At 70.0% G+C, this 23,058-nt stretch carries 18 protein-coding genes and 3 pseudogenes; 6 read left to right on the top strand and 15 right to left on the bottom strand.

Annotated elements, in window-relative coordinates:
• Positions 1–22: 22 nt before the first annotated feature.
• The 11 genes from menC to cseB form a co-directional block, all read right to left on the bottom strand.
• Positions 23–1,129, bottom strand: coding sequence for an o-succinylbenzoate synthase (menC, locus tag ACIRJP_RS32605; protein ID WP_404181994.1), 1,107 nt, complete (start codon positions 1,127–1,129; stop codon positions 23–25).
• On the bottom strand, positions 1,126–2,010 hold the full coding sequence (locus ACIRJP_RS32600) for a GNAT family N-acetyltransferase (RefSeq protein ID WP_404181991.1): 885 nt from the start codon (positions 2,008–2,010) through the stop codon (positions 1,126–1,128). Before ACIRJP_RS32600 ends, menC begins: the two co-directional genes overlap by 4 nt.
• 32 nt (positions 2,011–2,042) lie before the next feature.
• Positions 2,043–3,200, bottom strand: coding sequence for a M20 family metallopeptidase (locus ACIRJP_RS32595; RefSeq protein WP_404181988.1), 1,158 nt, complete (start codon positions 3,198–3,200; stop codon positions 2,043–2,045).
• Positions 3,197–4,672 (bottom strand): amidohydrolase family protein, encoded by a 1,476-nt coding sequence (locus ACIRJP_RS32590; protein WP_404181986.1) that lies wholly within the window; start codon positions 4,670–4,672, stop codon positions 3,197–3,199. The genes ACIRJP_RS32595 and ACIRJP_RS32590 overlap by 4 nt, the downstream gene beginning before the upstream one ends.
• A 159-nt stretch (positions 4,673–4,831) precedes the next feature.
• The gene (locus ACIRJP_RS32585; RefSeq protein ID WP_404181983.1) at positions 4,832–5,725 is read right to left on the bottom strand and encodes a serine hydrolase; all 894 of its coding nucleotides are present in this window, start codon (positions 5,723–5,725) and stop codon (positions 4,832–4,834) included.
• Positions 5,726–5,798: 73 nt separating this feature from the next.
• Entirely contained in the window at positions 5,799–7,055 is a 1,257-nt protein-coding gene (locus tag ACIRJP_RS32580; RefSeq protein WP_404181980.1) for an MFS transporter, read from the bottom strand.
• Between the two features lie 47 nt (positions 7,056–7,102).
• Complete coding sequence (locus ACIRJP_RS32575) at positions 7,103–7,411, bottom strand: helix-turn-helix domain-containing protein (RefSeq protein ID WP_404181977.1); 309 nt, start codon at positions 7,409–7,411, stop codon at positions 7,103–7,105.
• Positions 7,412–7,635: 224 nt separating this feature from the next.
• On the bottom strand, positions 7,636–10,200 hold the full coding sequence (locus ACIRJP_RS32570; RefSeq protein ID WP_404181974.1) for an ABC transporter permease: 2,565 nt from the start codon (positions 10,198–10,200) through the stop codon (positions 7,636–7,638).
• Positions 10,201–10,278: 78 nt separating this feature from the next.
• A complete protein-coding gene (locus ACIRJP_RS32565) occupies positions 10,279–11,052 on the bottom strand; it encodes an ABC transporter ATP-binding protein (RefSeq protein ID WP_404181971.1) in 774 nt (257 codons plus the stop codon).
• 151 nt (positions 11,053–11,203) lie between these two features.
• Positions 11,204–12,466: a sensor histidine kinase gene (locus tag ACIRJP_RS32560; protein WP_404181968.1), complete on the bottom strand. Its 1,263-nt coding sequence runs from the start codon at positions 12,464–12,466 to the stop codon at positions 11,204–11,206.
• Positions 12,463–13,128 carry a two-component system response regulator CseB gene (gene cseB / locus ACIRJP_RS32555; protein WP_404182064.1) on the bottom strand — a complete coding sequence of 222 codons (666 nt, stop codon included), beginning with the start codon at positions 13,126–13,128 and terminating at the stop codon, positions 12,463–12,465. Before cseB ends, ACIRJP_RS32560 begins: the two co-directional genes overlap by 4 nt.
• A gap of 1,510 nt (positions 13,129–14,638) precedes the next feature.
• On the opposite strand from cseB, the gene ACIRJP_RS32550 reads away from it, so the two are divergent.
• The gene (locus ACIRJP_RS32550) at positions 14,639–14,797 is read left to right on the top strand and encodes a hypothetical protein (RefSeq protein ID WP_404181965.1); all 159 of its coding nucleotides are present in this window, start codon (positions 14,639–14,641) and stop codon (positions 14,795–14,797) included.
• 199 nt (positions 14,798–14,996) lie between these two features.
• Here ACIRJP_RS32550 and ACIRJP_RS32545 read toward each other — a convergent pair whose 3' ends face one another.
• On the bottom strand, positions 14,997–15,458 hold the full coding sequence (locus tag ACIRJP_RS32545) for a pyridoxamine 5'-phosphate oxidase family protein (protein ID WP_404181962.1): 462 nt from the start codon (positions 15,456–15,458) through the stop codon (positions 14,997–14,999).
• Between the two features lie 218 nt (positions 15,459–15,676).
• On the opposite strand from ACIRJP_RS32545, the pseudogene ACIRJP_RS32540 reads away from it, so the two are divergent.
• Positions 15,677–16,429, top strand: a pseudogene (locus ACIRJP_RS32540) (ISL3 family transposase); the annotation flags it as partial.
• A gap of 42 nt (positions 16,430–16,471) precedes the next feature.
• On the opposite strand, the pseudogene ACIRJP_RS32535 reads toward ACIRJP_RS32540, so the two are convergent.
• Positions 16,472–16,582: pseudogene (locus ACIRJP_RS32535) on the bottom strand (DUF2716 domain-containing protein); the annotation flags it as partial.
• Here ACIRJP_RS32535 and ACIRJP_RS32530 point away from each other — a divergent pair.
• The 3 genes and pseudogenes from ACIRJP_RS32530 to ACIRJP_RS32520 form a co-directional block, all read left to right on the top strand.
• A complete protein-coding gene (locus tag ACIRJP_RS32530) occupies positions 16,581–17,246 on the top strand; it encodes a sensor histidine kinase (RefSeq protein ID WP_404181959.1) in 666 nt (221 codons plus the stop codon). The pseudogene ACIRJP_RS32535 and the gene ACIRJP_RS32530 overlap by 2 nt on opposite strands.
• A gap of 366 nt (positions 17,247–17,612) precedes the next feature.
• On the top strand, positions 17,613–19,496 hold the full coding sequence (locus tag ACIRJP_RS32525) for a hypothetical protein (protein ID WP_404181956.1): 1,884 nt from the start codon (positions 17,613–17,615) through the stop codon (positions 19,494–19,496).
• Positions 19,497–19,585: 89 nt separating this feature from the next.
• A pseudogene (locus ACIRJP_RS32520) lies at positions 19,586–19,795 on the top strand (IS1182 family transposase); the annotation flags it as partial.
• Between the two features lie 147 nt (positions 19,796–19,942).
• On the opposite strand, the gene ACIRJP_RS32515 reads toward ACIRJP_RS32520, so the two are convergent.
• Complete coding sequence (locus ACIRJP_RS32515) at positions 19,943–20,287, bottom strand: hypothetical protein (RefSeq protein ID WP_404182070.1); 345 nt, start codon at positions 20,285–20,287, stop codon at positions 19,943–19,945.
• A 657-nt stretch (positions 20,288–20,944) separates the two neighbouring features.
• On the opposite strand from ACIRJP_RS32515, the gene ACIRJP_RS32510 reads away from it, so the two are divergent.
• On the top strand, positions 20,945–22,201 hold the full coding sequence (locus ACIRJP_RS32510) for a cytochrome P450 (protein ID WP_404181953.1): 1,257 nt from the start codon (positions 20,945–20,947) through the stop codon (positions 22,199–22,201).
• Between the two features lie 125 nt (positions 22,202–22,326).
• Here ACIRJP_RS32510 and ACIRJP_RS32505 read toward each other — a convergent pair whose 3' ends face one another.
• On the bottom strand, positions 22,327–22,986 hold the full coding sequence (locus ACIRJP_RS32505) for a helix-turn-helix transcriptional regulator (RefSeq protein ID WP_404181950.1): 660 nt from the start codon (positions 22,984–22,986) through the stop codon (positions 22,327–22,329).
• Positions 22,987–23,058 lie beyond the last annotated feature (72 nt).

Raw genomic sequence — 23,058 nt, 5'->3', positions numbered from 1 at the left:
TATCCCCGGAATTCGTGCCAGGCTACGAACCGATCCACACCTTCGCGGTGGTCACCTCGTCGAGCAGCTCCGGAATCGGCGCCACGCCGAGGCCCGGACCGGTCGGCACCGGCAGGTGCCCGTCGGACAGCACGAACGGCTCGGTGATGTCGGTCTGGTAGAACCGGTCGGACGCGGAGGTGTCCCCGGGAAGCGTGAAGCCCGGCAGCGAGGCCAGCGCGACGTTCGCCGCCCGGCCGAGGCCGGTCTCGATCATCCCTCCGCACCACACCGGAACCGCGTGCGCCGCGCACACGTCGTGCACCCGCCGCGCTTCGAGGTAACCGCCGACCCGACCCGGCTTGATGTTCACGATCTGGACTGCGCCCAGCTTGATCGCGTCCGCCGCCGCGCGCGCCGACACGATCGATTCGTCCAGGCAGATCGGCGTCTTGATCCGGCGCGCCAGTTCGGCGTGGCCGAGGACGTCCTCCTCTTCCAGTGGCTGCTCGATCAGCAACAGGCCGAACGGATCGAGGCGGGCCAGCTGCGGCGCATCGCCCAGGGTGTAGGCGGTGTTGGCGTCCACCTGCAGCAACACGTCCTCGCCGAAGCGTTCGCGGACCGCGCGCACCGGCTCGACGTCCCAGCCCGGTTCGATCTTCAGCTTGATCCGCACGTAGCCGTCGTCCAGGTACCCGCCCACGACGTCGAGCAACTGCGGGATCGTGTCCATGATCCCGACCGAAACACCGCACGGCACGGTGTCCCGGACCGACCCCAGCTCGGCCGCGAAGGATCGCTCGCTCGCGCGGAGCTCGGCGTCGAGCACCGCCATCTCCAGCGCGCCCTTCGCCATCCGGTGGCCCTTGAACTGGGCCAGCAACGGCGTCACCTTCGCCGCGGTCACCTCCTCCGCGGCCAGCAGCGCCGGGACGAGGTAGTGGCGCAGCACGTGCTCGGCGCCGTCGTTGTACTCCGACGAGTACAGCGGGCCGGCCATCGTCACGCACTCGCCCCAGCCCTCGCCCGCCGGCGTCACCGCCCGCAGCAGCAGGAGTTCGCGCACGGACTGGGTGCCGAACGAAGTCCGGAACGGGGCGACGAGCGGCATCTGCACCCGGCGCAGTTCCACACCGCTGAGTTTCACTGCTCCTCCTTGGAAATCACGTAAAAGCCGGCCCGGTCGAAGCCGGTCACCCGGCCCCCCGCGGACATCAGTCCGCCGAGAGTTTCGCGCAGCGCGGCCCGCCAATCGGCTGCTTTGCCGGGGTCGGTGCCGCGCAGGCCTTCGATGTCGGCCGGGACGGCGACCACCACCACCGGGGCATCTGCCGAGCCCGTCGCCGGACCGCCGTCGGCGTCCACCGAGAGCGCCACGGCAGCGCCCCGCTCGAGCAGGGCTTTCGCGTCGGTCCGGATGGGCTCGCCGAACGCGGCGGCCCGCACTGCCGTGCCGGCCAGGTCCCAGGACACCATCAGCCGGTCGGTGTCGCCCGAACCGTTGATGCCGTCCGCCATCGGGCCGTAGAAGTCGCGCAGGTACAGCACCGGGAGCGCGCCGAGTTTGCCGAGGTTGAAATAGGCGTTGCGGCGCACCAGTGGGTCGAACGTCCACTTGATCGCCGAGACGTCCTGCGCCAATGCCCAGCCGCGCTGGTGCAATTTCAGCGCATACCCGATTCCACGGCCCGCACCGGCCTTGGCGACTCCGGCGATGTGACTGTGCAGACTGCCCTTTCCGGGATTGCCGAAAAATCCGACGCACGCGCCGAGCAGCTCGCCGCCGGAAAACGCGCCGGCCACGTAATTCCCGGCCGCCGACAGCGCGCGCAGCAGCTCCGTGGTCACCGGCCGGGCCGACCGCCAGATCGTCTCGAAGAGCACTCCGACCGCGGTCAGTTCGGCGATCTCGGTGATCTCCCGTACCTCGACCCCCGACGCGGCGGCAGCCGCCCGCGCGGCCGCGACCGCCTCGTCGCAGGTCTCCGATGGGACCGGCCGTTCCGTGTTTATCGCAAGATTCGTCACGGGATGATCCTTTCCCGGCTCGCCCCGGAGAGTCACCGTCGGGCTCGACCAGAATTGTCCGCCGGATTCACCGGAATCGACGGACTCCCCTTCGCCAACACATTTTCCACCAGCGCGAACAGCAATGTGGTCCGCCACGGCAATTCTTCGATCAGGACATGTTCGTGATCCGAGTGCGCCCCGCCGCCGACCGCGCCGAGACCGTCGAGAGTCGGCACTCCCAGACCCGCGGTGTAGTTGCCGTCCGAAGCACCGCCGACGGCAGCCTCGGTCGGTTTCCGCAGACCCATTTCCGCGGACAATTCCCGCGCCAGCCCGAACAACGCGGCCGAAGAGGCGGCGTCCAGCGATGGACGGTTGATCCCGCCGCTGATCCGCACCTGTGCGTCCGCCAGCACGGGCTGCAACGCCCGCACCGCCCGGTCGACGCGGAGCTGTTCCTCCTCGTCCCACACCCGCACGTCGATGTCGACCGCGGCCGCCGCCGGCACGGTATTGACCGTCGTGCCAGCCGAAAGCACGGTCGGCACCACGCTGGTCCCGCACTCCGGATCGGCGAGCGCGGCGACCGCGAGTACCTGGTGCGCGATCTCGATCCCGGCATTGATCCCCTTCTCCGGTTCGAGCCCGGCGTGTGCGGCGCGGCCGGTCACCTCGATCCGGTAGTGGGAAACGCCTTTGCGCCGGGTCTTGATCGCGCCGCCGTCCGCCGAAGCCTCCAGCACGAACGTCGCCTCGCAGCCGCGCGCCTCTTCCTCGATCAGCGCTCGCGACGACGGAGAGCCCAGCTCCTCGTCGCCAGTGACCAAGATGGACAATCCGGCCCGGTGCGGCAATGCCGCGGCCGCATGCAGCGCCATCACGACGCCCGCCTTCATGTCGAAGCAGCCCGGCCCCCGCAAGACCCCGTCTGCCACGGAAAACGGGTGCGTTTCCAGGGAACCCATCGGCCAGACGGTGTCGTGGTGGCCGAGCAGCAGCACGCGCGCCGGGCCGTCGCCGAACCGCCAGCGCAGATGCGTCCGGCCGTCGAGGACGATCCGCTCCGGCTCCACGCCGAGCAACGCCTTGCCGAGGTCCGCCAGCACCTCAGCGCTGTGTGCCACCGCGTCGAGGTCGGACGACGGGGATTCGCAGCACACCAACGTTTCGATGTCGGTGAGCAAAGCTTCCAAGCTGAATTCCGTCATCGTGGTTCCCCCCGCAGCGGCCGGCCAGGGTACGCGTCGGTGAGCAGCTGCCCGTCGCGGACCACCGGGGTTCCCGCGACGAACAGGTGCCGGACGCCGACCGAGGGCCGGGTCGAATCGAAGTACGTGGCAGTGTCGGTGATGGTGGCGGGGTCGAGGACGACGATGTCCGCGTCCGCGCCGACGTTCAGCCTGCCCTTGGTCCGCGCGCCGGGCGCGACCTCGTCGAGCACCCGCGCGGGCAAGTAGGAGCAGCGCCGGAACGCCTCCAGCCAGGTCCAGACCCCGGCCTCGCGCACCATCAGCCGCAGCGACTTGGAGAACGTGCCCGCCGTGCGCGGGTGCGTCGCACCCCCAGGGGGCAGCGGCCATTGGGTGGATTCGCTGCCGGCGTTTCGCCAGTACACCGGCATGGCGTCGCTCGCGACGATCGAATCCGGGAAGGCGAGCGTCTGGTGCAGCAGGGCCCGGTCCTTCGGGTTCTCCTCGTCGAGGAACTCGAGGATGCACGGCGCACCCGGGTCCTCGGCGCGGACCTGCAGCAGCCGGGCCTCGTCGGCGATCCGCTCGCCGGTCTCCAGCATCAGCACGCGCGTCGGGTCGAGGCCCTTCATCTTGAGCCGTTCGGGCGAAAGGAAGGCCGCGCCGATGCCGGTGCTGCCCGCACCGTAGGGATAGGCCTCGACCGTCACCCGCGACCCGGCGGAACGGCTCGATTCCAGCGTGGCGAGCACCCGGTCGACGTGCCGTCCGGACGTGCTGTTGACGTGACAGTGGTGCATCGCGGCACCGGTCTCGGCCGCGACGATCGCGATCTCCTGCGACCCGTCGACCGGCGTGGCCGGGTCCATCTCGACCAGCTCGCGGACGTGCGCGTACGTGGGCGCTTCGGCCTGCTTGGCCAGCTTCGCCAACGCCAGGAACTCGGCCGGATCGCTGGCCGGGGCGTACCCGAGCAGCACGCCGACGCCCAGCGCGCCCGCCGCCAGCTCACCCTCCACAAGGGACAGCCAGGCGGCCAGTTCGGCCTTCGACGAGGTCCGCTGCCAGGCCGGATTGCCGAGCACGGCGAGTCCGGTGTTGATGTCCGCGTCCGGCTCGATGCCGGCGAGCACCTTGGCCCGCGCGGAACCCCAGGAGGCCGAGAAGCCGTAGTGCAGCGGGCGTCCCGCCGCGGCCGCCTCGGCGTAGGCCCGTTCGACGGGCATCATCCCGGCTTCCAGGTCGAGCGCCGTCGTGACGCCGTCCATCGCCTGCAGCCGCTGGCCCGCGATGGAGTGCACGTGGCTGTGCAGATCGATGAACCCGGGTCCGACGATGTACCCGGCGACATCAATGTCGACCTGGTCGTCGGCGGTCGGCAGCCCTGGTCCGACGGCGATGACCTCGTCGTCGGAGACCAGCACGTCTGCCGTGCCGTCAAAGCCCGTAGCCGGGTCGATGACGCGACCGCCCCGCAATAGTGTCCGCATGCTTCGCCTCCTAGCCTCGCTGCTGGCGACCCTAGGAGCTTTGCCGGACGGTCCGTTCGTCTCACGCGACGAATCCGGGGAGGCAGATCCGTCCGGGTACACGAATCTGAACGCCTCGACCGGTCCGCCGACGGCGGTGGCCCCGGCCTCCGGTACGGGTTACCGCCGAAGCCAGTCCACCGCCCGGGCGGCGGCGAACCCGATGAAGGCGTCACGCTCGGGAACTCTCGATCGGGCATCGACGGCCCTGGTGAAGACACCGACTGCGTACCGGCCGCCGTCCGGGTACTCCACCACGCCGATCTCGTTGCGCAGCGAGGGCAGCGTTCCGGTCTTGCCGCTGATCCTGACGTCGTCGTCCGCGAAGCCGGAACGCAGCCGGTGCGGCCACACCTGCAGTTCCAGCCAGCGCCGGACGTCGGCGCACGCCGCCGCGGGCGCTGCCTCATCACGCCAGATCAGGCCCAGCAACCGGGTGCTTTCCGCGGCGGTGGTCCGGCAGGTCTCTTCGGGTGTCAACGCACGCAGTCTGGCGAGTTGTTCGGCCGGCAACGCGGCCAGGATCCGTTCGTCGTCCTGGTAGTCGATCCCGAGGTCCTCGCCGATCGTGCGCAACAGCTCCCCGCAGTCGTGCGGGACGGCCGTGTGCGGGAGGCCGAGCCGCCGCAGCGTCCTGGCGACCGCGGCCTTTCCCACCTTCCCGAGGATCAGGTCTGTGGCGACGTTGTCGCTGATGCCGATCATCAGGACGGCCAGGTCGTACCAGGACATCGTGACGTCGTGGCGGAACGTCGCAAGACCGTACGGGCTGGCGGTCGGATGTCCCGGTGCCACCGCGATCCGCTCGGCGAGTTCGAATTCACCGTCGGCCGCCTGCCGGGCAAGTTCCACTGCTACGGGGACCTTGAACACGGACGCGGTGACCACCGGCTCCTCGGCGTCGATGCCCACCTGCCGCGGGCCGTCCAGATCGGCCGCGTGCAGCCGGACCTGGACGCCGACTTCCGCCGCCCGGGCGCTGATTGTAGCGACCAGTTCCGATTCGGTGACCATGGGGTGATCCCTTCTGTCTGTCCGGTATGGACTTTCTGTCCGCACCGGATCTGTCTGCTGGTGCGCCGGCCGACTACTTGGTGCCGGTCGACGGAAAGTTGAACTGTTCGGCGCGCTGTGGGACCCAGAAAGCGATCACCGCGGTGAGCAGCGTGGTGCCGATGAGGAAGCCGAACGCCGCGGTGTAGGAGAACGCGTCCGCCAGCCAGCCCATCGCCAGCGGCGCGATGACGCCGGCGACCTGGCCTCCGAAGTTCGTCATCCCGGAACCGAGTCCGGCCACCGCCGTGGGAAGCACCCGCAGCGGAAGGCCGAAGACGCACATCGTCGCCATCCCGAACACTCCGACGGCCAGCGTCTCGTAGACCGTGAATGTCGCCGCGCTGCCCGCCGACACCATCAGGACGAGCAGTACCGAGGTCACCGTCGCGATGGACACCAGGTACCACCTGGCCTTGTCATGGAAGTACCGGTCGAACAGCCAGCCGCCGAAGATAGTCGTCGCGAAGCCCACCAGACTCGGGATCGCCGACAGCACGCCGGTCTCGTTCAGCGACAGGTCTCTGGCCTCGAGCAGATAGCTGGGCACCCAGGTGACCAGGCCGTAGCTGAGCATGTTCATCGCGCAGAACAGCACCGCGAACTTCCACACGCCCGGGGACTTCAGCACTTGGGCACGCGAGACTTCGGGCATCGTCACCGCCGCCTGCGGCAGCCGGCTGAGCCGGTCCGGCAACGCCTTGGGCAGGAGCGCCCACAGCCCGATGCCGATGGCCGCGCCACAACCCGCCATCCAGAGGAAGGTGTGCCGCCAGCCGATGGCTGTCAGCAGGGGGGCGACGAGCAGGGGTGCAAGGCCGGCGATCCCGCTGGCGGACAACATCACGCTCGTGGCGGTCCCCCGTCTCTCCGGTGTCGTCCGTTCCGCGATGGCTTTGAACGACGCCGCCGGGAACGCGCCCTGACAAGCACCGAACAGGCCACGGAACAGCAGGAGCAGACCGAAGGTGCCGGCCATCCCGGTCAAAGCGGTGAACAACGACCACAGCACGAGCGTGATCAGCATCGGTTTGCGAGAGCCATACCGATCGGCCAGGTAGCCAGCCGGTATCTGGCAGATCATGTAGACCAGCGCGAAGACGGTGACCAACGAGCCCTGCGCGGTCTTGCCGAGATGGAACTCCTCTCCGATCGACGGCAGAGCCATGCTGATGGAGAACCGGTCGATGTAGTCGATCGACCAGGCGCACAGCATGACCACCATCGTGATCGTCGCTGTCCGGTTGATCCGCTCAGATGTCCAGGTGTCCTCGGTGACCACCGCGGTCATGGTTACCTCCGTACGGCTGCGTCGGGGTTGACGGCTCATCCTGGACATCAGGTGGCGCAGCCGATTCGTGGAGTTCCACGAATCTTCAGGTGGTGTTCGAGCGGTGCGGACGAATGTTGACTCGTTGCGGTGCTTCTCCTCATGGCGCCGGGCGGGTGGAGCCGGAGTTGCAGCATCGCCGCGAACCGCTCGCCAGGGTCGTCGAGGTTGATCTCACCGACCTCTGCGACCCGGCGCAGTCGGTACCGGAAGGTGTTGGGGTGCACGTACGCCATGGCGGACGCGGCACCCACGTCACCGAACGCGTCCAGCCAGCACGACAGCGTGTGGACGAGTAGAACCCTGAGGTGTCTCACGGGGCAATACACCAGGTCGACACAGGTCTGGAAGCCGACCGGAGTGCGAAGGAAGGAAGTGCTGAGGGCGCTGGCCGCCTTCCAGAGGAACAGGGCGAATACGCCGCCGTGTGGAAGGCGCAGGTGCAGTGAGTACCGTCTTCCCGTGTCTGTTGTTGGCCGCTGTTGGCCACCCCTTCTGGCACGATGTGGCACGGCTAATTGTCGGAGACCCATCGGTCCTGTCAGACGTCCGCGACCGCCTCCAGAGGGCTCAGGGCCGCTGCCCGGCGGGCCGGTACGGCGGCGGCGAGAGTGCCGATGGTGAGGGAGAGCAGGCAGACGAGGAGCAGGGTTCCCCAGGGCAGGGCCAGGGTGTAGTCGTCGATCGCGCCGTTGGCGAGGGAGCCGACCGACCAGGCGCTGAACAGGCCGCCCGCCACGCCGAGAAGGGTGCCGAAGCCCGCCACCGTCAGCGCTTCGAGGCGGATCATGCGGCGGACGCCGGAGCGGTCCATGCCGAGCGCCCGCAGCGCGCCGATCTCCCGGGTGCGTTCGGCGACCGACATGGCGAGGGTGTTCACGATGCCGAGCGCGCTGATGACGACGCCGATGCCGAGCATCCCGTACATCACGCCTAGCAGGTCGCCCATGGTGCCCGCGGCCTCGCGGACGAGCTGGTCCCGGTCCTGCACCTTCAGCAGCGGGTTGTTGTCCACGGCGGTGCGCAGCCGTGTCTCCAGTGCCTTCGGTTCTGCGTCGTCGGTGCGCAGCAGGACGCGCTGGACTGAGCCGGGCAGGAAGCTGTTCCGCGCGACCTCGGTGCGGGCGCCGAGCGCGTCGCGGGCGATCGGGCTGTCCTTGTAGACGCCCACGATCTTGTACCGGGCGAACTCGCCCTCGCGGCCGAGGCGGGCGTTGAGCACTCCGCCGGTGGTCACCCCGTGTTCCCGGGCGAGGGTGCTGGAGAGGGCGATCCGGCCGGGCGCCAGGTCGTCGATGGAGCCGGAGAGGAAGTCGAGCTTCATGGTGTCGCGGACGGTGGCGGGGTCGACGCCGGATATCTCCCGTACACCGGTGCCGGTGAACAGGGTGGAGTCCGTGATCGCGGTGGTGGTACGCACTCCGCTGGTGTCGGCCAGGCGGCGCACTGCGCCCGGGTCGATGCCTGTCGTGGTGGAGCGTGTGCTGACGACGTAGTCGGCGCCGAGACCGGCGGCCGCCTGGCGGTCGAGGGCCTGGCCGGTGGAGTTCCCGATGACGGCGAGCCCGGTGACGAGGCCGGTGCTGAGGAGCAGGGTGGCGGCGGTGGCGGCGGTGCGGCGCGGGTCGCGCAGGGAGTTCTCGCGGGCGAGGCGGCCGGTGACGCCGAGGCGTCCGGTCAGCCGTCCGGTCAGCCGGATCACCGGCGAGGCGAGCAGCGGGGCGAGCGCGATCAGGGCGGCGACGAGCAGCCCGCAGCCGATCATGGCGTTTCGCAGGTTCTCCTCGGAGGCGTCCTGTGCGTCGCTGAGCGAGACGAGCCAGGTGACTCCGAGCGCGAGGAGGCCGAGGCCGATCGCGCCGCGCAGCCGGAACCGCTGTGCGGCGGGCGGCTGTTCCGCCGTGCGCATCGCCTCGACGGGCGCGGTCCTGGCGGCCCTTCGGGAGGGCAGCCAGGCAGCGAGGACGGTGACACCGACGCCCACGCCGAGCGCGGCCACGACCGAGCGCGGGCCGATCTCCAGAGGGCCGCTGGGTAGTGTGTGCCCGTCGGCGCCGAGGACGTGGGGCAGGGCCGCCGCGATGCCGAGGCCGAGGAGGAATCCGGCTGCCGAGGCGGCGAGGCCGATGACGACCGCTTCCAGGAGGACAGAGCGGGACACCTGGCGGCGCGAGGCGCCGATCGCGCGGAGCAGGGCGGTCTCCCTGCTCCGCCGGGCCACGGCCATGGTGAAGGTGTTCACGATGAGGAAGGAGCCGATGAAGAGCGAGACCCCGGCGAAGACCAGCGGGATCTTCTGGTAGCCGCGGGTCAGGGTGTTGACGAGGGTGGCCTGCTGGGCTGCCTGGGCCTGGCCCGTGGTGGCCTCGGCGCGGTCGGCGGGGAGGACGGCTGTGACCCGGTCGGCGAGTTCGTACGCGCTGGTGCCGGGCGTGGCGGAGAGATCGATGCCGGTGTAGTGGCCGGGGGTCAAGAACAGCTTCTGAGCGGTCGCCTTGTCGAACAGGACGAGGGTGCCGCCCGCCGTGACGCGGGTGTCTTCGGTGGTGACGAGACCGACGAGCCGCGCGGTCATGACCGGGCCGTCCGTGGCCAAGGTGACCGTGTCGCCGAGGTGGAGTCCGCCGGCGTCGGCGGTGCCGCTGTCGACGGCGATCTCGCCCGCGCGGGCGGGGGCGCGGCCCTCGGCCAGCGGGTGGCGGGTGTCCTCGCTGTCCTCGCCGGGGATGTACGCGGAGGCCACGTTCGACCAGGCCCGCTCGGCGCGCAGCGGGATGCCGTCCGCCGCGTTAAGGGTCGCCAAGCCGTCGATGGAAGGGCGTACGGCGGCGACGCCGGGCACCCGGGCCAGCTTCGTGGCGAGCGCGTCGTCGAGCACGCCGACCGGCGGCCCGTCCTCTTGGGCGCCGGGCTCCGGTGCCTTCTCGGTGACGGTGACCGCGATCCCGGCGAAACTCTTCGACGAGGCGGCGCGATGGGCGGCGGCGGTGGTGTCCGCGAAGACGAGGGTGCCGCTGACGAACGCGACCCCCAGGCAGACGGCGAGGACGGTCATGGCCAGCCGGGCCTTGTGGGCCAGCAGGTTGCGCAGTGTTGTTCTCAACATGGGGGTCTTCCAGGACCTTTCAGGGCCTTCTGAGGTTGGCCGAGGTGCCGGGGTGCCGGGGTGCCGGGAGGGTGTGGATCAGCCATCGTGCGAGCGCGCGCCCAGGCTCTTCATCAGGTCGAGGACGCGGTCCGGGGTGGGGCGGGCCATCTCCTCGACGAGCCGTCCGTCGGCGAGGAACACCACGCGGTCGGCGTACCCGGCGGCGACCGGGTCGTGGGTGACCATGACGACGGTCTGGCCCAGCTCGCGCACCGAGTCCCGCAGGAAGCCGAGGACCTCGGCGCCCGCGCGTGAGTCGAGGTTGCCAGTGGGCTCGTCGCCGAAGATGATCGCCGGGCGGGATGCCAGAGCGCGGGCGACGGCGACGCGCTGCTGCTGGCCGCCAGAGAGCTGGGCGGGGCGGTGGCCCAGCCGTCCGGCGAGGCCGACCATGGAGACGACGCGGTCCAGCCACTCCCGGTCGGGGCGGCGCCCGGCGATGTCCAGCGGCAGCGTGATGTTTTCCAGCGCGGTCAGCGTCGGCAGCAGGTTGAACGCCTGGAAGATGAACCCGATCCGGTCCCTGCGCAGTTGCGTGAGCTGCCGGTCCTGGAGGCCGCCGAGTTCGGTAGTGCCGACGCGTACGGAGCCGGCGGTGGGCGAGTCGAGCCCGGCGGCGCAGTGCATCAGGGTCGACTTGCCGCAGCCGGACGGGCCCATGATCGCGGTGAACTCGCCTTCCCGGAAGGCGATGCTGACCCGGTCCAGGGCGACGACTCGGGTGTCGCCTTCGCCGTAGATCTTCGACAGGTCGGTGGTGGAGGCTGCCACGCCGGTCATGGTTGGCGTCGACCGGAGGTCGGCGGTCATGGGACTCCTCTTCTCGTACGGAAAGACGCACAAGAAGGGTGTCGGGAGAACGTATCGGGGCCTGGTCGGTCGTGTATCGGTGCCCGCTCGGGCGTGTATCAGTCGGTCGGGCCGCCGCCGGCCGGGCGGCGGCGATGGCTCTGTTCCTCCCTCAGCCGGGCAGCCGCAGGGTGGCGACGGCGCCGCCGTCCGGGGCGTTGGACAGCCGAAGTCCGGCGCCGAGGACACGGGCCTGTCCGAAGGCGATGGTGAGTCCGAGGCCGTGGCCCGTGCCGCGTTCACGGACGCCGGTGTGGAAGCGGCGCGGACCGTGGGCCAGCAGGTCGGGCGGGAAGCCGGGGCCATGGTCGCGGACGACGACCGTCCGCCCGTCGACGGTGACCTGGACGGGGGCGCCGCCGTGCCGGTGGGCGTTGACGACGAGGTTGCCGACGACCCGCTCCAGGCGGCGGGGGTCGGTCTCCACGGTTCGCTCGGTGCCGTCGTCGGTGACGTCGGTGACCTCCGCGCTGAGGCCAGTACGGGAGACTGCCTCGGTGACCACGGCGCCGAGCGGGATCCGGGCGTGGACCGGCTGTTCGGCACCGGCGTCCAGCCGGGAGATCTCCAGGAGGTCTTCGACCAGATCGCGCAGGCCGCGGATTCGGGCCCGCAGCAGGTCCTCGGTCTCACCGGGCGGCAGGAGGTCGGCGGCGGCCAGCAACCCTCCGACGGGAGTGCGCAGTTCGTGGGCCACGTCGGCGGTGAAGCGACGTTCGGTGCGTAGCCGCCGTGCGAGGGTGTCGGCCATGAGGTCGACGGTGGCGGCGATGTCGGCGACCTCGTCATTGCCCTTGGTGGGCCCCGAGCGGGCGTCGAGGTCCCCGGCGGAGATCCGGGCCGCCGTCTCGGCGACGTGGCCCAGCCGCCGGGCGAGGAGTCCGGCGCCGTACACGGCGAGGGGGGTGGCCGCCGCGAGTGCGAGGAGCGAGGCGACCGTCATGGCCGCGTCGAGGCGGGAGAGGTTGGCGTGTTCCGGGCCGAGATTGATCTGGATGGCGAGGACGGGGCTGCCCGGCCCGCCGGTCCGTTGGGCGGCCCAGGCGCTCGGTCCGACGTTTCCCTCGACGTGGTCGTCGTAGGCCGTGTGCCGGGCGCCATCGGCCGGGGCACGCAGCTCGGCGGGCAGGTTGTCGGGGTCCAGCGTGGCACTTTCGGTGAAGACGCCGGTGCGCCGGTAGACGTCCATGGCCGTGTACACGGCGTTGAACGCCCGCGCCTCGCCGCGCCATCGGATGTCGTGCGCCGTCCACAGGTGGACGAGGACGCCGACCGCCGCCACCACGAGCAGGGCAGTGGACGCGGCTAGCGCGGCGATCTTCCAGCGCAACGAGGAGTGGCGCGGCCGGGTTCGGGGTGCGGGGGGCACGGTCACCGCCGGAGCTTGTATCCGAAGCCCCGGACCGTCTCGATCCGGTCCCGGCCCAGCTTGCGGCGCAGCCGCTGCACGCACAGGTCGACGACCCGGCTGTCACCGTCCCAGCCGTACTCCCAGACGTCCCGCAGGAGCGTGTGCCGTTCCAGGACGACGCCGGGGTGGGCGGCGAACTCCAGGAGGAGCTTGAGTTCGGTGGGGGTGAGGGCGACCGGGTGACCCGAGACGAAGACCTCCATCCCGGCGGTGTCGATCCGCAGGTCCCCGAACTCCAGCACGTCCTCCTCGGCCGGACGGTCCCCGCCCGCGGTCGGACCACTTGGGGGAGCGGGCGAGTACGTGGCGCGCCGCAGCAGCGAACGCATCCGGGCCACCAGGACGTACGTCTCCACCGGCTTGACGACGTAGTCGTCGGCGCCCGCCTCGAGACCGGCGACCACATCGAGGCCGTCGCCCCGGGCGGACATCATCAGGACCGGGACCAAACTGGTCTCCCGGACCCTGCGACACAGCCCGATCCCGTCGAGACCGGGCAGCATCACGTCGAGGATCAGCAGGTCGAACGTGTACTCATAGAAGGCTTCCAGCCCGGCGAGCCCGTCGGCGGCGGCCCGAACCTCGTAGCCGTAGCGCTCCAGGGCGACGGCGAAGGACCGGCGCATCAGGTCGTCGTCCTCGACCAGCAGCACGCGCGCGATGGACGCGGGGGACTCGGGCGAGGACAAGGGGACGACTCCTGTTCGAAGCGGCAGACGGTCGGACGGCCCAGGCGCACGTTCACGACGTGCGCGCGGCCACACCACGATCGGAACGATACGGCAGACAGCGGACAGCGCCCCGTACCCAGAAGCCCTTCAACGTGCAGCGCCGTCCCACGGACACCCTGAGAAACACCAGGTGGGACTCCGTGCGTTCATCCGCTCGGTGGCCGCGCGCCACCCTCCTCGCTTCTTCTCCTTCGACGTAATCCCGAGTGCCGCCCGACACACTCCGGATACATAACCGGGCGTGCCGGCCGTTACCGCGTTGACTGCCAGGGGAACATCTACGTAAAGGCGACAGTGTGGTGCAAGGACGGCAGCATGAGCGTCAGCGCCTGGCGCTACTCGTACGCCAAGGCCGAGTGCCCCTACGGTGTGAAAGCGGCGTCGGGAGATTTCGACACACGAGTGTGAACCACCGGCACCACCCTGATCGGCCGATCTCGACCAGGCGCTCGCGGTGCCCCTCGGTGAACGCCTCCAGACGCTGCGTGCATCCAGTTCGTCCCCGCGCACCGCGCTGAGAGCCATGGACAGGAGTTCGTCCGATGCCTCGGGGAAGGAAGCTTCCCGGGGCGATCAAGGCACACGTGCACTGCTGCACGGTCGGGAGGATCTCTTCCACGATGGGCCGAGGACCTGCCGCATCTCCCCTGCTACCACATCAACCCCGGCTGACACGCCGCGCGGTGCGCGGCACTCGCCGAACTGGGTGGGGCTGGAGCAGAAGAGACTGAAGACCCAGTCGATGCCCGTCCGCAGCGGGTCCACCTGAGCCTCGAGGTCTGCGGCCACGGGACCGGCCAAGACATCGCCGGGCCCGTTGTCGGGCCGCCGCTCACCGAGGAGCAGGCACGGGAGGCGACGGCCGGGCTGCGTGCGGCGATGGACGATGTCCGGCGTTCCGTGGCGGTGCTCGCCGTCCGGGTCCGTGACGCGCACGCCGTCCGCGTCTGGGTGCCGCTCGGCTACGCCTCGTGGGAGTCGTACCGCGGCGCGGAGTTCGGGATCAGCCGCGGGCAGGCGTACCGGCTCCTGAACGTCGCCCGCGCCCTGGCCGCGATCCACGGCGCCGTCGCCGCCGGCACCGAGGTGTCTCGCACGCGAGACACCGACCAGGCCACCGCAGCCGCCCTCGACTACGGCCTGTCCCAACGCGCACTGATCGCCGTCTCCGCCCGTTCCAGCGACATCGCGGAGCTTCATCCACCCACCGACTCACCGCACTCGCCGACAGCGGCCTCCAAGCCCTCGACGAGCCCACCGTGCGCGCCGTGGTCCGCCAGGCCGTCCGCGACATCCGCACCGCCCCGCCACCGCCCCCGCCGACCCGCCGGCAGACCCGACCCTCGCCGGGCTGCGCCGTGTCGTCGACGACCTCGCCGCCAGCACCCACGCGATCGGGGAGCTGATGCTCGAAGTCGCCCCGGCCTACCTCTCCGACACCGACGCCGCCCACGTCCTGGCGCTGCTGTGCGAGGAGATCGGCGAGCCCCTCGACCACGGCCTCGCGGCCCGCCGCTACGCAATGTCCGGCGACCGTCGCGCCCTGCACGGCACTGTCCTCTGACTCGCTCCTGCCTATTTCGCTCGCTCCTGCCTATTTCGCCGGATGCAGAACCGAACGCTGATGGGGATCTCTGAAATTCATCAAGCCCACTCATCGCAAATGAACGAACGCCGCATGGTCGCAGCCCAGTTGCCCCGGTTGGGCCACGGGCCCCGAGCGGGAGGTCTGCTACAGGCAGGGAGTCCGTCCGGGGCAGCGGCTACTCCAGCCAAGCACCGTCACGCATGATCACCCTGCCGCTCAACTCCGGCTCTCCGCGCCAAGCACGTACCACCTTCGGCGCTATGCGTAGATACACAAAGGGACCGTCCTCCATGCGCGGGTCCCAGCCAAACTTGCCGGCGAATGCGTCCGCAGCGTCCGCCGGCACATTCTGGTCCGTGAAGCACTGCGCCGCCCCTTGGAGCAGCACGACATCGAAGGCGTCCGGTAGTGACAGGCGCACCCGCGGGTCCTTGTGTACGTTCCGCACCGTCGCGGACGTCGCGCTCGTGCACACCCAGACCGCTTTCCCGTCCCATGCGAACCACAAGGGGACCTGGTGGGGGCCGTGATCGGGATGAGCTGTCGCCACCCAGACATCCCGCTCCGTGGCAAGGCGGTCGAAAGTCTCACGCCTACGTTCGGCCACCGAGCGGTGAACGATTCTTCTGTTCTGCATAGTCGCCGACGCTAGTCAGCAAGATCGGAAAGCACATGGGGCTGTGGCCCTACATCCCTTGACCGATACCCACGTCCGTCTCGGATGGGAACGAAGGTGAGCAAGTCTGGGGAACCTGTGAGCGTGGGGTGGGGAGATTCAAGGTTCTGTCCGCACTTCCGTGAACGAGGTCCGGCCGCCTTGAATGACGGATCGTTCCTCCTGGGCACCTCTTGGGGGTGGGGGCTACTGCGCGATCGATCGAAGAGCTGCTGTACCCAGGCGCCGACGGCGTTGTGGTGGAGGATTTCACGGCTGATGACTGTCTCGTCATAGTTCGAGCTTTCAGCCGAACACCACTCCGCTCATGCTCTGCCTGCGGCGTCCCGTCGAAACGCGTCCACAGTCGGTACGGACGGAGGATCTCTGATCGCCCTGTTGCCGGTCGGCCGACGATCATTCTGCTGACGGTTCGTCGGTTCTTCTGTGACAACACCGAGTGCATGCGTCGTACGTTCGTTGAGCAGATCGCCGGGGTCAGTGAGCGATACCGCCAGGCCAGCATGGGGCTGCGTCAGTTGTTGCATGCCATCGCGACGGAGCTCGGAGGGCGCCCCGGATCCAGGTTGTGTCGGAAGATGGGTGTGCCAGCAGGGAGGATGCGGCTGCTGAAACTCCTTCACGCTCCACCCGTTGCACAACGGGCACCGCGCATTCTGGGCGTGGACGAGTTTGCCTTCAGACGGGGACGTACCTACGGCACGATCCTCGTGGACGTGGAAAAGCGTTGCCCCGTCGATGTTCTTCCCGATCGCACGTCTGAGACGCTCGCATCCTGGCTCGTTGCCCATCCTGGAGTGGAGATCGTCTGCCGAGACCGGGTCAGTGCTTACACGCGAGCGATCAAGAAAGCGGCGCCGCATGCGGTGGAGGTTGCAGATCGCTGGCACCTGCTGCGGAATCTGTCGCAGGCAGTGGAGAAGACCTGCCAGCAGCACCGATCCTGCCTGCGGAAGTACGCGGTCATGAATGGCCGGCCACTTGATCGGATTCGTACTCGGACGGAAGCTGAAATCCTCGTAGAAACGGTCCCATACACGCCGGTACTCGGCCTCTGGCAGCACGACTACGGGATCTCCGATCATGCCGCGATCCTACCGATCCGCCTGGTGGCCGCAGAAAGATCGTTCACGGAAGTGCGGACAGAACCAGATTCAACGAGCCCCAACAACGCTCAGCGGCGCAGCATTCTCCTGCGTTTTTGGTGCGTTCCGAAGGTTCTCCACGTGCGGGGATGCATCAGCAGCCGGCCCCGCGATCCAGACGTCTACGGCGGACCACGTCTCGCGACATGCAGTCCCGGACCCACGCATACCCGTCGGCGTCGAAAAAGGTCACGGCCAGGGGGAAACTTCCGACGAGGCGCGAGCGTCGGGCACCCGCATCACCACCGACCTGCGGCCGGGCCCGGTTGCAGGCGACCCCTCACCGCTCCGGCGGATCGCTCTCAACCTGCTGACCAACGCGGTGCGCCACAACCACCCCGACGGCACAGCGACGGTAGCCACCGGCACCACGGACCGTCTCGCCTTCATCGAAGTCACCAACACCGGTCCGGTCCTGGACCCGCACGAGGTCCCCGTGCTGTTCGAAGCGTTCCAACACGGCCCGGAGTGCCGCAGCGATGGCTCCGGACTGGCACTGGCCGTCGCCCGCGCGATCACCCTGACCCACCAGGGCCAGGTCATCGCCCACCCGCGCCCCGGCGGGGGCCTCACCGTCCGAGTCGAACTGCCCCGACATAGCTAAGGTGCCTTGGGGAACGCTGGTACCACTGTCTGTGCTGAGAGATCGTGGTCGTGGGAGGGGCACGTTCGGACCCGGACTCTGCGACATCACTTCCGGCTGGCGAAGACGCCGGCTTCAGCGCGGGCAGCCGCGGTGGCTGTGGCCTCCAGGCCCCGGCGAACTCTGAGAAGGCGAGGGCGAGCGCCCCGGCGAGTGCGCAGACCGCGGCGGGGAGTCGACGTTGTTGCCAGAAATTCGCGAAACGCACCCGGTGCGCGCTCTCCCCTGACTGGTGGCACGCCTCGCGCCCCTGGCCGACGGGCCGTTGCCGGGCCGGACTCGTCGGGGTGATCATGAGGGTCAGGGGAATGGACGGGGAGGGATGCCGTGGGCGTGGGCGTGGGCGTGGGCGCGGTGGGTCGGCGGGGTGCGCAGCGGGGCGGCTGGGACGATCCGGGGCCCGGCAAGGGGCTGCCGATCGCGGCGAGCGTGGTGTTCTGGGGCGGCGCGGCCTGCTTCCTGGCCGGGGTCGCCTGGTTCTGCGTGATGATCGGCTGGTCCCGGGTGTGGGCCGAGTCCTGGTGGCAGCCCGTCTGCCTGGCCGGCGGGGGGATCGCCGTGTCCGCCGTTGAGGGAGTGATCGGGCGGCGCACATGGCGGATCGAGCGCTTCCTCGCCTACCGGGAGATGCTGGAGAACCCGGCGCCGGGCGTGGCCGGCCCGGGTGCGGAGGGTCCCAGCGTGTTCCGGCTGCTGTCGCCCCTGCACAGTCCCGTGCCCTTCCGCGACCGCGACGACGAGCTGGCCCGGCTGCGGCGCTGGTGCGAGGACGGGACCGACACGCCGGTCATGCTGCTCGCCGGTGACCGCGGCGTCGGCAGGTCGCGGCTGGCGCTGGAACTCGCGCGGGCGCTCGGTGAGGAGTGGACCGCCGGACGGCTGCTGCGCGTCTCCGAGCACGAGCTGTTCCCGGCGCTGCGCGACCGGGGCAGGCCCGCGCTGGTCGTCGTGGACGAGGCCGACCTGCGCTCCGACGTCGACAGCCACCTGCACTCCCTCGTGCGCGCGACCGTCGTCCCGCTGCTGCTGGCGTTCGATGCGCGCCCGCGGGACACGCCGCCGGTGCGCCTGTTGTTCGTCGTGGGCCACGCGGAGCGCTTCCGCGCGGTGGTCCGCGAGGAACTGGACTACTCCCGCGGCGGCCCCGACCTGCTCCACCTCCTCGCCGACGCACCCGTCCTGCGCCTCGCGCCGCCGGCGCTCGACCGTGCCGCTCTGGCCGAGCGCCAGGCGGTGGCCCTGGCCGCCTTCACCGCCGCCCTCGGTGGCGGCACCGGCGCCGGGCGGACCGACAGCGCCGTCGCCGCCCCGGTCGACATCCCCCTCCTGCCCGGCCGGACCCCGCTCGACCTGCACGCCCAGGCCCTCGTCAGCGCGCTGACCGGGGCCCCGCTGCCCGCTGTCCCCCGGCCCCTCGAGGAGGTCGCCGGGGTCCTCTTCGAGTACGAGCGCGGGCGCTGGCGGCGCTCGGCCGCGTCCTTCACGGCTCCCGGCGTCCCCGCCCTTCCGGGGCTGTCCGACCATCCCGGCCTGCCCGAACGCGTCATGCTCGCCCTGCTGTCGGCGGGCCATCGGCAGTACGTCACCGCCGCGCACGTCCTCGAACGCCTTCCCGAGTTCGCGGGGTCGGCTGCGGAGGGGGCGCGGTCCGCGACGTGGGCCTGGGTGAACTGGGCCCTCGCGCTGCACGGCGGGACGCCTGCGCCCGCGCGCATGGCGGAGCCCTGGATCGGACCGGAGACCTTCACCCACTGGTTCGTGACGACACGGATGTACGCCGATCCGGAGCTGTTCGACCGCCTCCAGACAGGGCTGGACGGGCACCGCTCCGAGCACCTGGCGGGCGTACTGTCCCGCGCCTGCGAGGACTTCCCCGGGGCGGGCGAGCTGCTGCGGCGGTACGTCGCCCACTCCCCCTCGGCTCATGGCTACAACGCCGTGCGCGGCGCCAGGGTGCTCGCCCGCCCCGAGCGGGTGGACCCCTGGATCGCCGAGGGTCTGCGCGCTTCGCGGCAGGGACTTTGGCCCAGCTTCAGCGCGCCGGTCTCGCGCGATCTGTACACGCTGCTCCTGCAGGCCCGGCCCGAAGTGGTACCGCTGTCCCACGCCGTGCTGGCCCGCGCGTACCGGAGCGCCCGCCGGGCCGAGGAGAAGCAGGAACGACGGCGCGGGAGGGAACCGCGCGGCCGCGGGCGCGGTTCGCGCGCCTGACATCCGCCCCGGCCGTGCCGGCACCTCTTACGAAGTCATGTGGTCAACCCGCCCGTATCTCGCGGTCTTCTCTGCGGCATGATCCCGGTATGCATGGCGGGGATGGGCTGTTCGAGGTCGAGCCGGGCGGGAAGAAGCGGCCGCAGCATCGTCCGGCGGCGGTGGACAAGACGTTCCGGGCGTTCGACCCGCACCAGGTCCTGCTGCTGCCGCCGTCGCCGGACGACTGGCTGCCCGAGGATCATCTGGCCCGGTTTGTCGCCGACCTGGTCGACGAGGTACTCGACCTCTCACCGATCCGGCTCGGCAAACGCCCACACCCAGTTCCACTCGATCCGGCTTCCTGGACAGGGCTGCAACGATGCCTCAACCACCGCGCGGCTTGGTCGACGGAGAACCCCCACGTCATGGTCACCAAGGGAACGAAGTTCGGCCGGAACGCGGCGTCAACGGCCTACCTCTCCCACGTCCTTGACAGCTGCGGTTGCCGCGACCTCAAGTTCGGCGAACCAGCCGGCCGCGCGGATAGCCCCGGCCATTTCCAGCTTGAGCATGTGGTGCTCCCAGGACTCGTTCGCCAGTGAGCACTCCGGCGGTCGCCCGCTGTCATGGCAGAAGAACCGCACTCGGCTCGGCGAGTGCTTGGCGTGCACACCCCACGCGCATTCGGGGCAGGTGAGGGCGACGCGGGGCGAGACCTTGTAGACGCGGGACCACTCCAGGTCGACCCCGAGACCGGGCTGGGTGGCGTCAAGGCGGCCCACTTCGGGGTAGAGAGCAACGAAAGGCATGAAAATCGCACCTCTAGTGTGATCTGGCGCGTATGGCGGCCAATCTGACGGGGCAGGAGATACGAGGCAGCTCTGACAGTCACGTTCCGAGCGACGGGATGCCGCAGACAACCTCACCTTTAGCCGTAAACCACTCCTTGAATCCGCAGATATGAGTGCATCCCGTCACCCTCGCGTCAGCCCACGAAAGGCGACTGGCGTCCCGGCCGGCTTCCGGCCCCGACCACCACCAGGCGTGCCGCGAAGCTGTCCGGATGCGGATGGCTGATCTCCGTCTCGCGCTGCCCGGACGGCGGCCGCCACAGTGGCGCGATGGACGCAGGACTCGCCGCCGTGCTCGGCGCCACCGTCGGAGCCCTCGGTACAGCGGCGACGGGTGCCACCGCGGCCCCCCTCAGCCGCAGTACAGCCCGCCACCAGACCAGGACCGAGACCCTCCGGGTCCTACGAGAGGCGAGACGGACCACCTACACCAACCACGCCGAGACCGCCAGCCGCTACAAAGACATGCTCGCCACCACGCTCAGGCCGCTCGGACGCATCGACCGGTTTCCAATCCCTGCCCGTGACGTTCACGCCGACCAGCGACACCGCCCTGGACCCGTCCGTTCGACAGCCCAGCCCGCCCGCTCTCGCACCGTGTACCGGAGGTAGCTCATGACGGCACAACAACGTACTGCCCAGCATGTCCCGGCCCTGCGCCTGGACCCGACCGGCGCCGACCACCAGGGCGAAGCCGCACGGCTGCGAGAGCTCGGCCCGGTCGTGAAGGTGATCCTGCCCGGCGACGTGGAAGCCTGGGCCGTCACCACGCACCAGCTCGTCACGGAATTGGTGACTGATCCGCGGGTCAGCAAGGACTGGCACCGGTGGACGGACATCCGCACCAACCGGATTCCCGAGGACTGGCCGCTGACCGGCATGGTCAAAATCACCAACATGGTGACGGCTGACGGCGACGACCATCGCCGCCTGCGCCGCGTCGTCACCCAGGTCCTCACCCCCGAACGTGTCCGGGCCATGCGCCCGCAAGTGACCGACCTCGCCCGCGGCCTCGTCCAGGCGTTGCCCGAGCGCACCGGCCCGGACGGCTCGGTCGACCTGCGTGAGCACCTGGCCTACCCGCTGCCGATGAACGTCATCTGCGACATCATCGGAGTCCCCGGCCCGCTCCGGCCCCAGCTGCGGCGCCTGGTCCGGTCCATCTTCGACTCCACCGCAGAGCCTGAAGAAGTCCTCTCGACACAACGCCTCATCTACGAACTCCTCGACAAGGTCGTCGCGCACAAGCGCCGCACACCGGGCGACGACCTCACCAGCGCCCTGATCGCCGCCCAGAGGGACAACTCCGGCATCCTCAACGACGCAGAGCTGACCGGCACCCTCTGGCTGATGGTCGCCGCCGGTCACGAAACCACCCTCAGCCTCATCACCAACGCGCTGCGCGCCCTGCTCACCCACCCCGGCCAACTCGATCTCGCGCTGAGCTCCGCCCCCTCCGTCTGGGCCGTCGTCGTCGAGGAAACTCTGCGCTGGGACGCCCCCATCGGAAACTTCCTCGCCCGCTACCCACGCGAGGACCTGGACATAGGCGGCGTGACCATACCCGCTGGCGACGCCATCCTCGCTCCCTACAGCGCGGCCGGCCGCGACACCGCCCAGCACGGCCAGGACGCCGACCGGTTCGACCTCACCCGAACCCAGTCCCGGCACCTGGCCTTCGGTGGTGGCCCCCACGTCTGCCTTGGCGCACCCCTGGCACGCATGGAAGCCGCGATCGCTCTCGAAGCCCTGTTCAGCGCATACCCCGGACTCTCACTCGCCACCAACCCCGAATCCCTCGTGCCCGTGCCATCCCTGATCTCCAACTCCGTCCAAACCCTCCCCACCCACCTGAACCAGGCCCGCCCATGAACCACCACCCCAACACCATGGCCACCGCTGACACATGCCCCCAAGGAGCCGCACAGTGAACGCCACCGCACCCGACATCGACGTGGACAGCCCAGCCGAAGGCACCGCACCGTCGACCGCGCCTATCACACACTGGCTGCTCGGCGGAAAACACCACCACCAGCCCGCAGACCGCCGACTGGGCATGCGCGTGCGCAACGCAGCACCGTGAAATCTGGAACGGGCCGGTTCACCTGGTGCTGCTGGCACGGAAACGTCACCGGCCAGGAACGGCGACGGCGCCCTCCAGCTCGGAGGGCGCCATGGTGGTGCGCGACGTGCGGCTCGGGTTCAGCCAGCCAGCCAGCCAGCCGGAGGGGGCCGGGCCTCGGGGGCGGGCGCGTCCTCACCGCCGTCCGGGTCCGGGTCGGGGGCGAAGTCGGTACCGGTGCGCCCGTCGCGCACACGCGGTGGGCGGATGTCGCCCACGGGGAGTTGATGGGCCACACGTGCGTGTCCGGGGCCTCGAGGTGGTTGGTCTTGTGGGCGAGCGACTCGTAGCCGGCCAGCAGGGGGTGGATGAGCAGCGTGCCCTTGCGCTGCCGTTCGCTGATGATGCCCTTGCCGCGAAGCTGCCCGATCGCGCGGGAGACCGCGGACTGCGACAGGCCCAGGCGCTCGGCAAGCTGCTGCTGACGGATGCGGACCAGGCCGCCGGGCTCCTGGCGCGCGGTGAGCACGTCGAAGATGTCGCGGGCCGTCGCCGACAGGCACGCCTTCACCGACCGCTTGGCCGAGTACGCCACCACCGCGTCCGGCGCGGCCGAGGACTGCCAAGCGCTGAACGGGCAGGCCCAGGAGTACGCCGCCCGGTCTCG

This window comes from Streptomyces sp. NPDC102437 (assembly GCF_044765565.1).
Taxonomy (GTDB): Bacteria; Actinomycetota; Actinomycetes; order Streptomycetales; family Streptomycetaceae; genus Streptomyces.
This window is presented reverse-complemented; position numbering and strand designations above follow the sequence as displayed.

What these genes read in the sequence shown, in the direction of transcription:
- ACIRJP_RS32595 (WP_404181988.1), bottom strand. Translation starts at nt 3,200, where the DNA reads ATGACGGAATTCAGCTTGGAAGCTTTGCTCACCGACATCGAAACGTTG.
- ACIRJP_RS32590 (WP_404181986.1), bottom strand. Translation starts at nt 4,672, where the DNA reads ATGCGGACACTATTGCGGGGCGGTCGCGTCATCGACCCGGCTACGGGC.
- ACIRJP_RS32585 (WP_404181983.1), bottom strand. Translation starts at nt 5,725, where the DNA reads ATGGTCACCGAATCGGAACTGGTCGCTACAATCAGCGCCCGGGCGGCG.
- ACIRJP_RS32580 (WP_404181980.1), bottom strand. Translation starts at nt 7,055, where the DNA reads ATGACCGCGGTGGTCACCGAGGACACCTGGACATCTGAGCGGATCAAC.
- ACIRJP_RS32570 (WP_404181974.1), bottom strand. Translation starts at nt 10,200, where the DNA reads ATGTTGAGAACAACACTGCGCAACCTGCTGGCCCACAAGGCCCGGCTG.
- ACIRJP_RS32565 (WP_404181971.1), bottom strand. Translation starts at nt 11,052, where the DNA reads ATGACCGCCGACCTCCGGTCGACGCCAACCATGACCGGCGTGGCAGCC.
- cseB (WP_404182064.1), bottom strand. Translation starts at nt 13,128, where the DNA reads ATGCGCCGGTCCTTCGCCGTCGCCCTGGAGCGCTACGGCTACGAGGTT.
- ACIRJP_RS32550 (WP_404181965.1), top strand. Translation starts at nt 14,639, where the DNA reads ATGCTCGAAGTCGCCCCGGCCTACCTCTCCGACACCGACGCCGCCCAC.
- ACIRJP_RS32545 (WP_404181962.1), bottom strand. Translation starts at nt 15,458, where the DNA reads ATGCAGAACAGAAGAATCGTTCACCGCTCGGTGGCCGAACGTAGGCGT.
- ACIRJP_RS32530 (WP_404181959.1), top strand. Translation starts at nt 16,581, where the DNA reads ATGCCGCGATCCTACCGATCCGCCTGGTGGCCGCAGAAAGATCGTTCA.
- ACIRJP_RS32515 (WP_404182070.1), bottom strand. Translation starts at nt 20,287, where the DNA reads ATGCCTTTCGTTGCTCTCTACCCCGAAGTGGGCCGCCTTGACGCCACC.
- ACIRJP_RS32510 (WP_404181953.1), top strand. Translation starts at nt 20,945, where the DNA reads ATGACGGCACAACAACGTACTGCCCAGCATGTCCCGGCCCTGCGCCTG.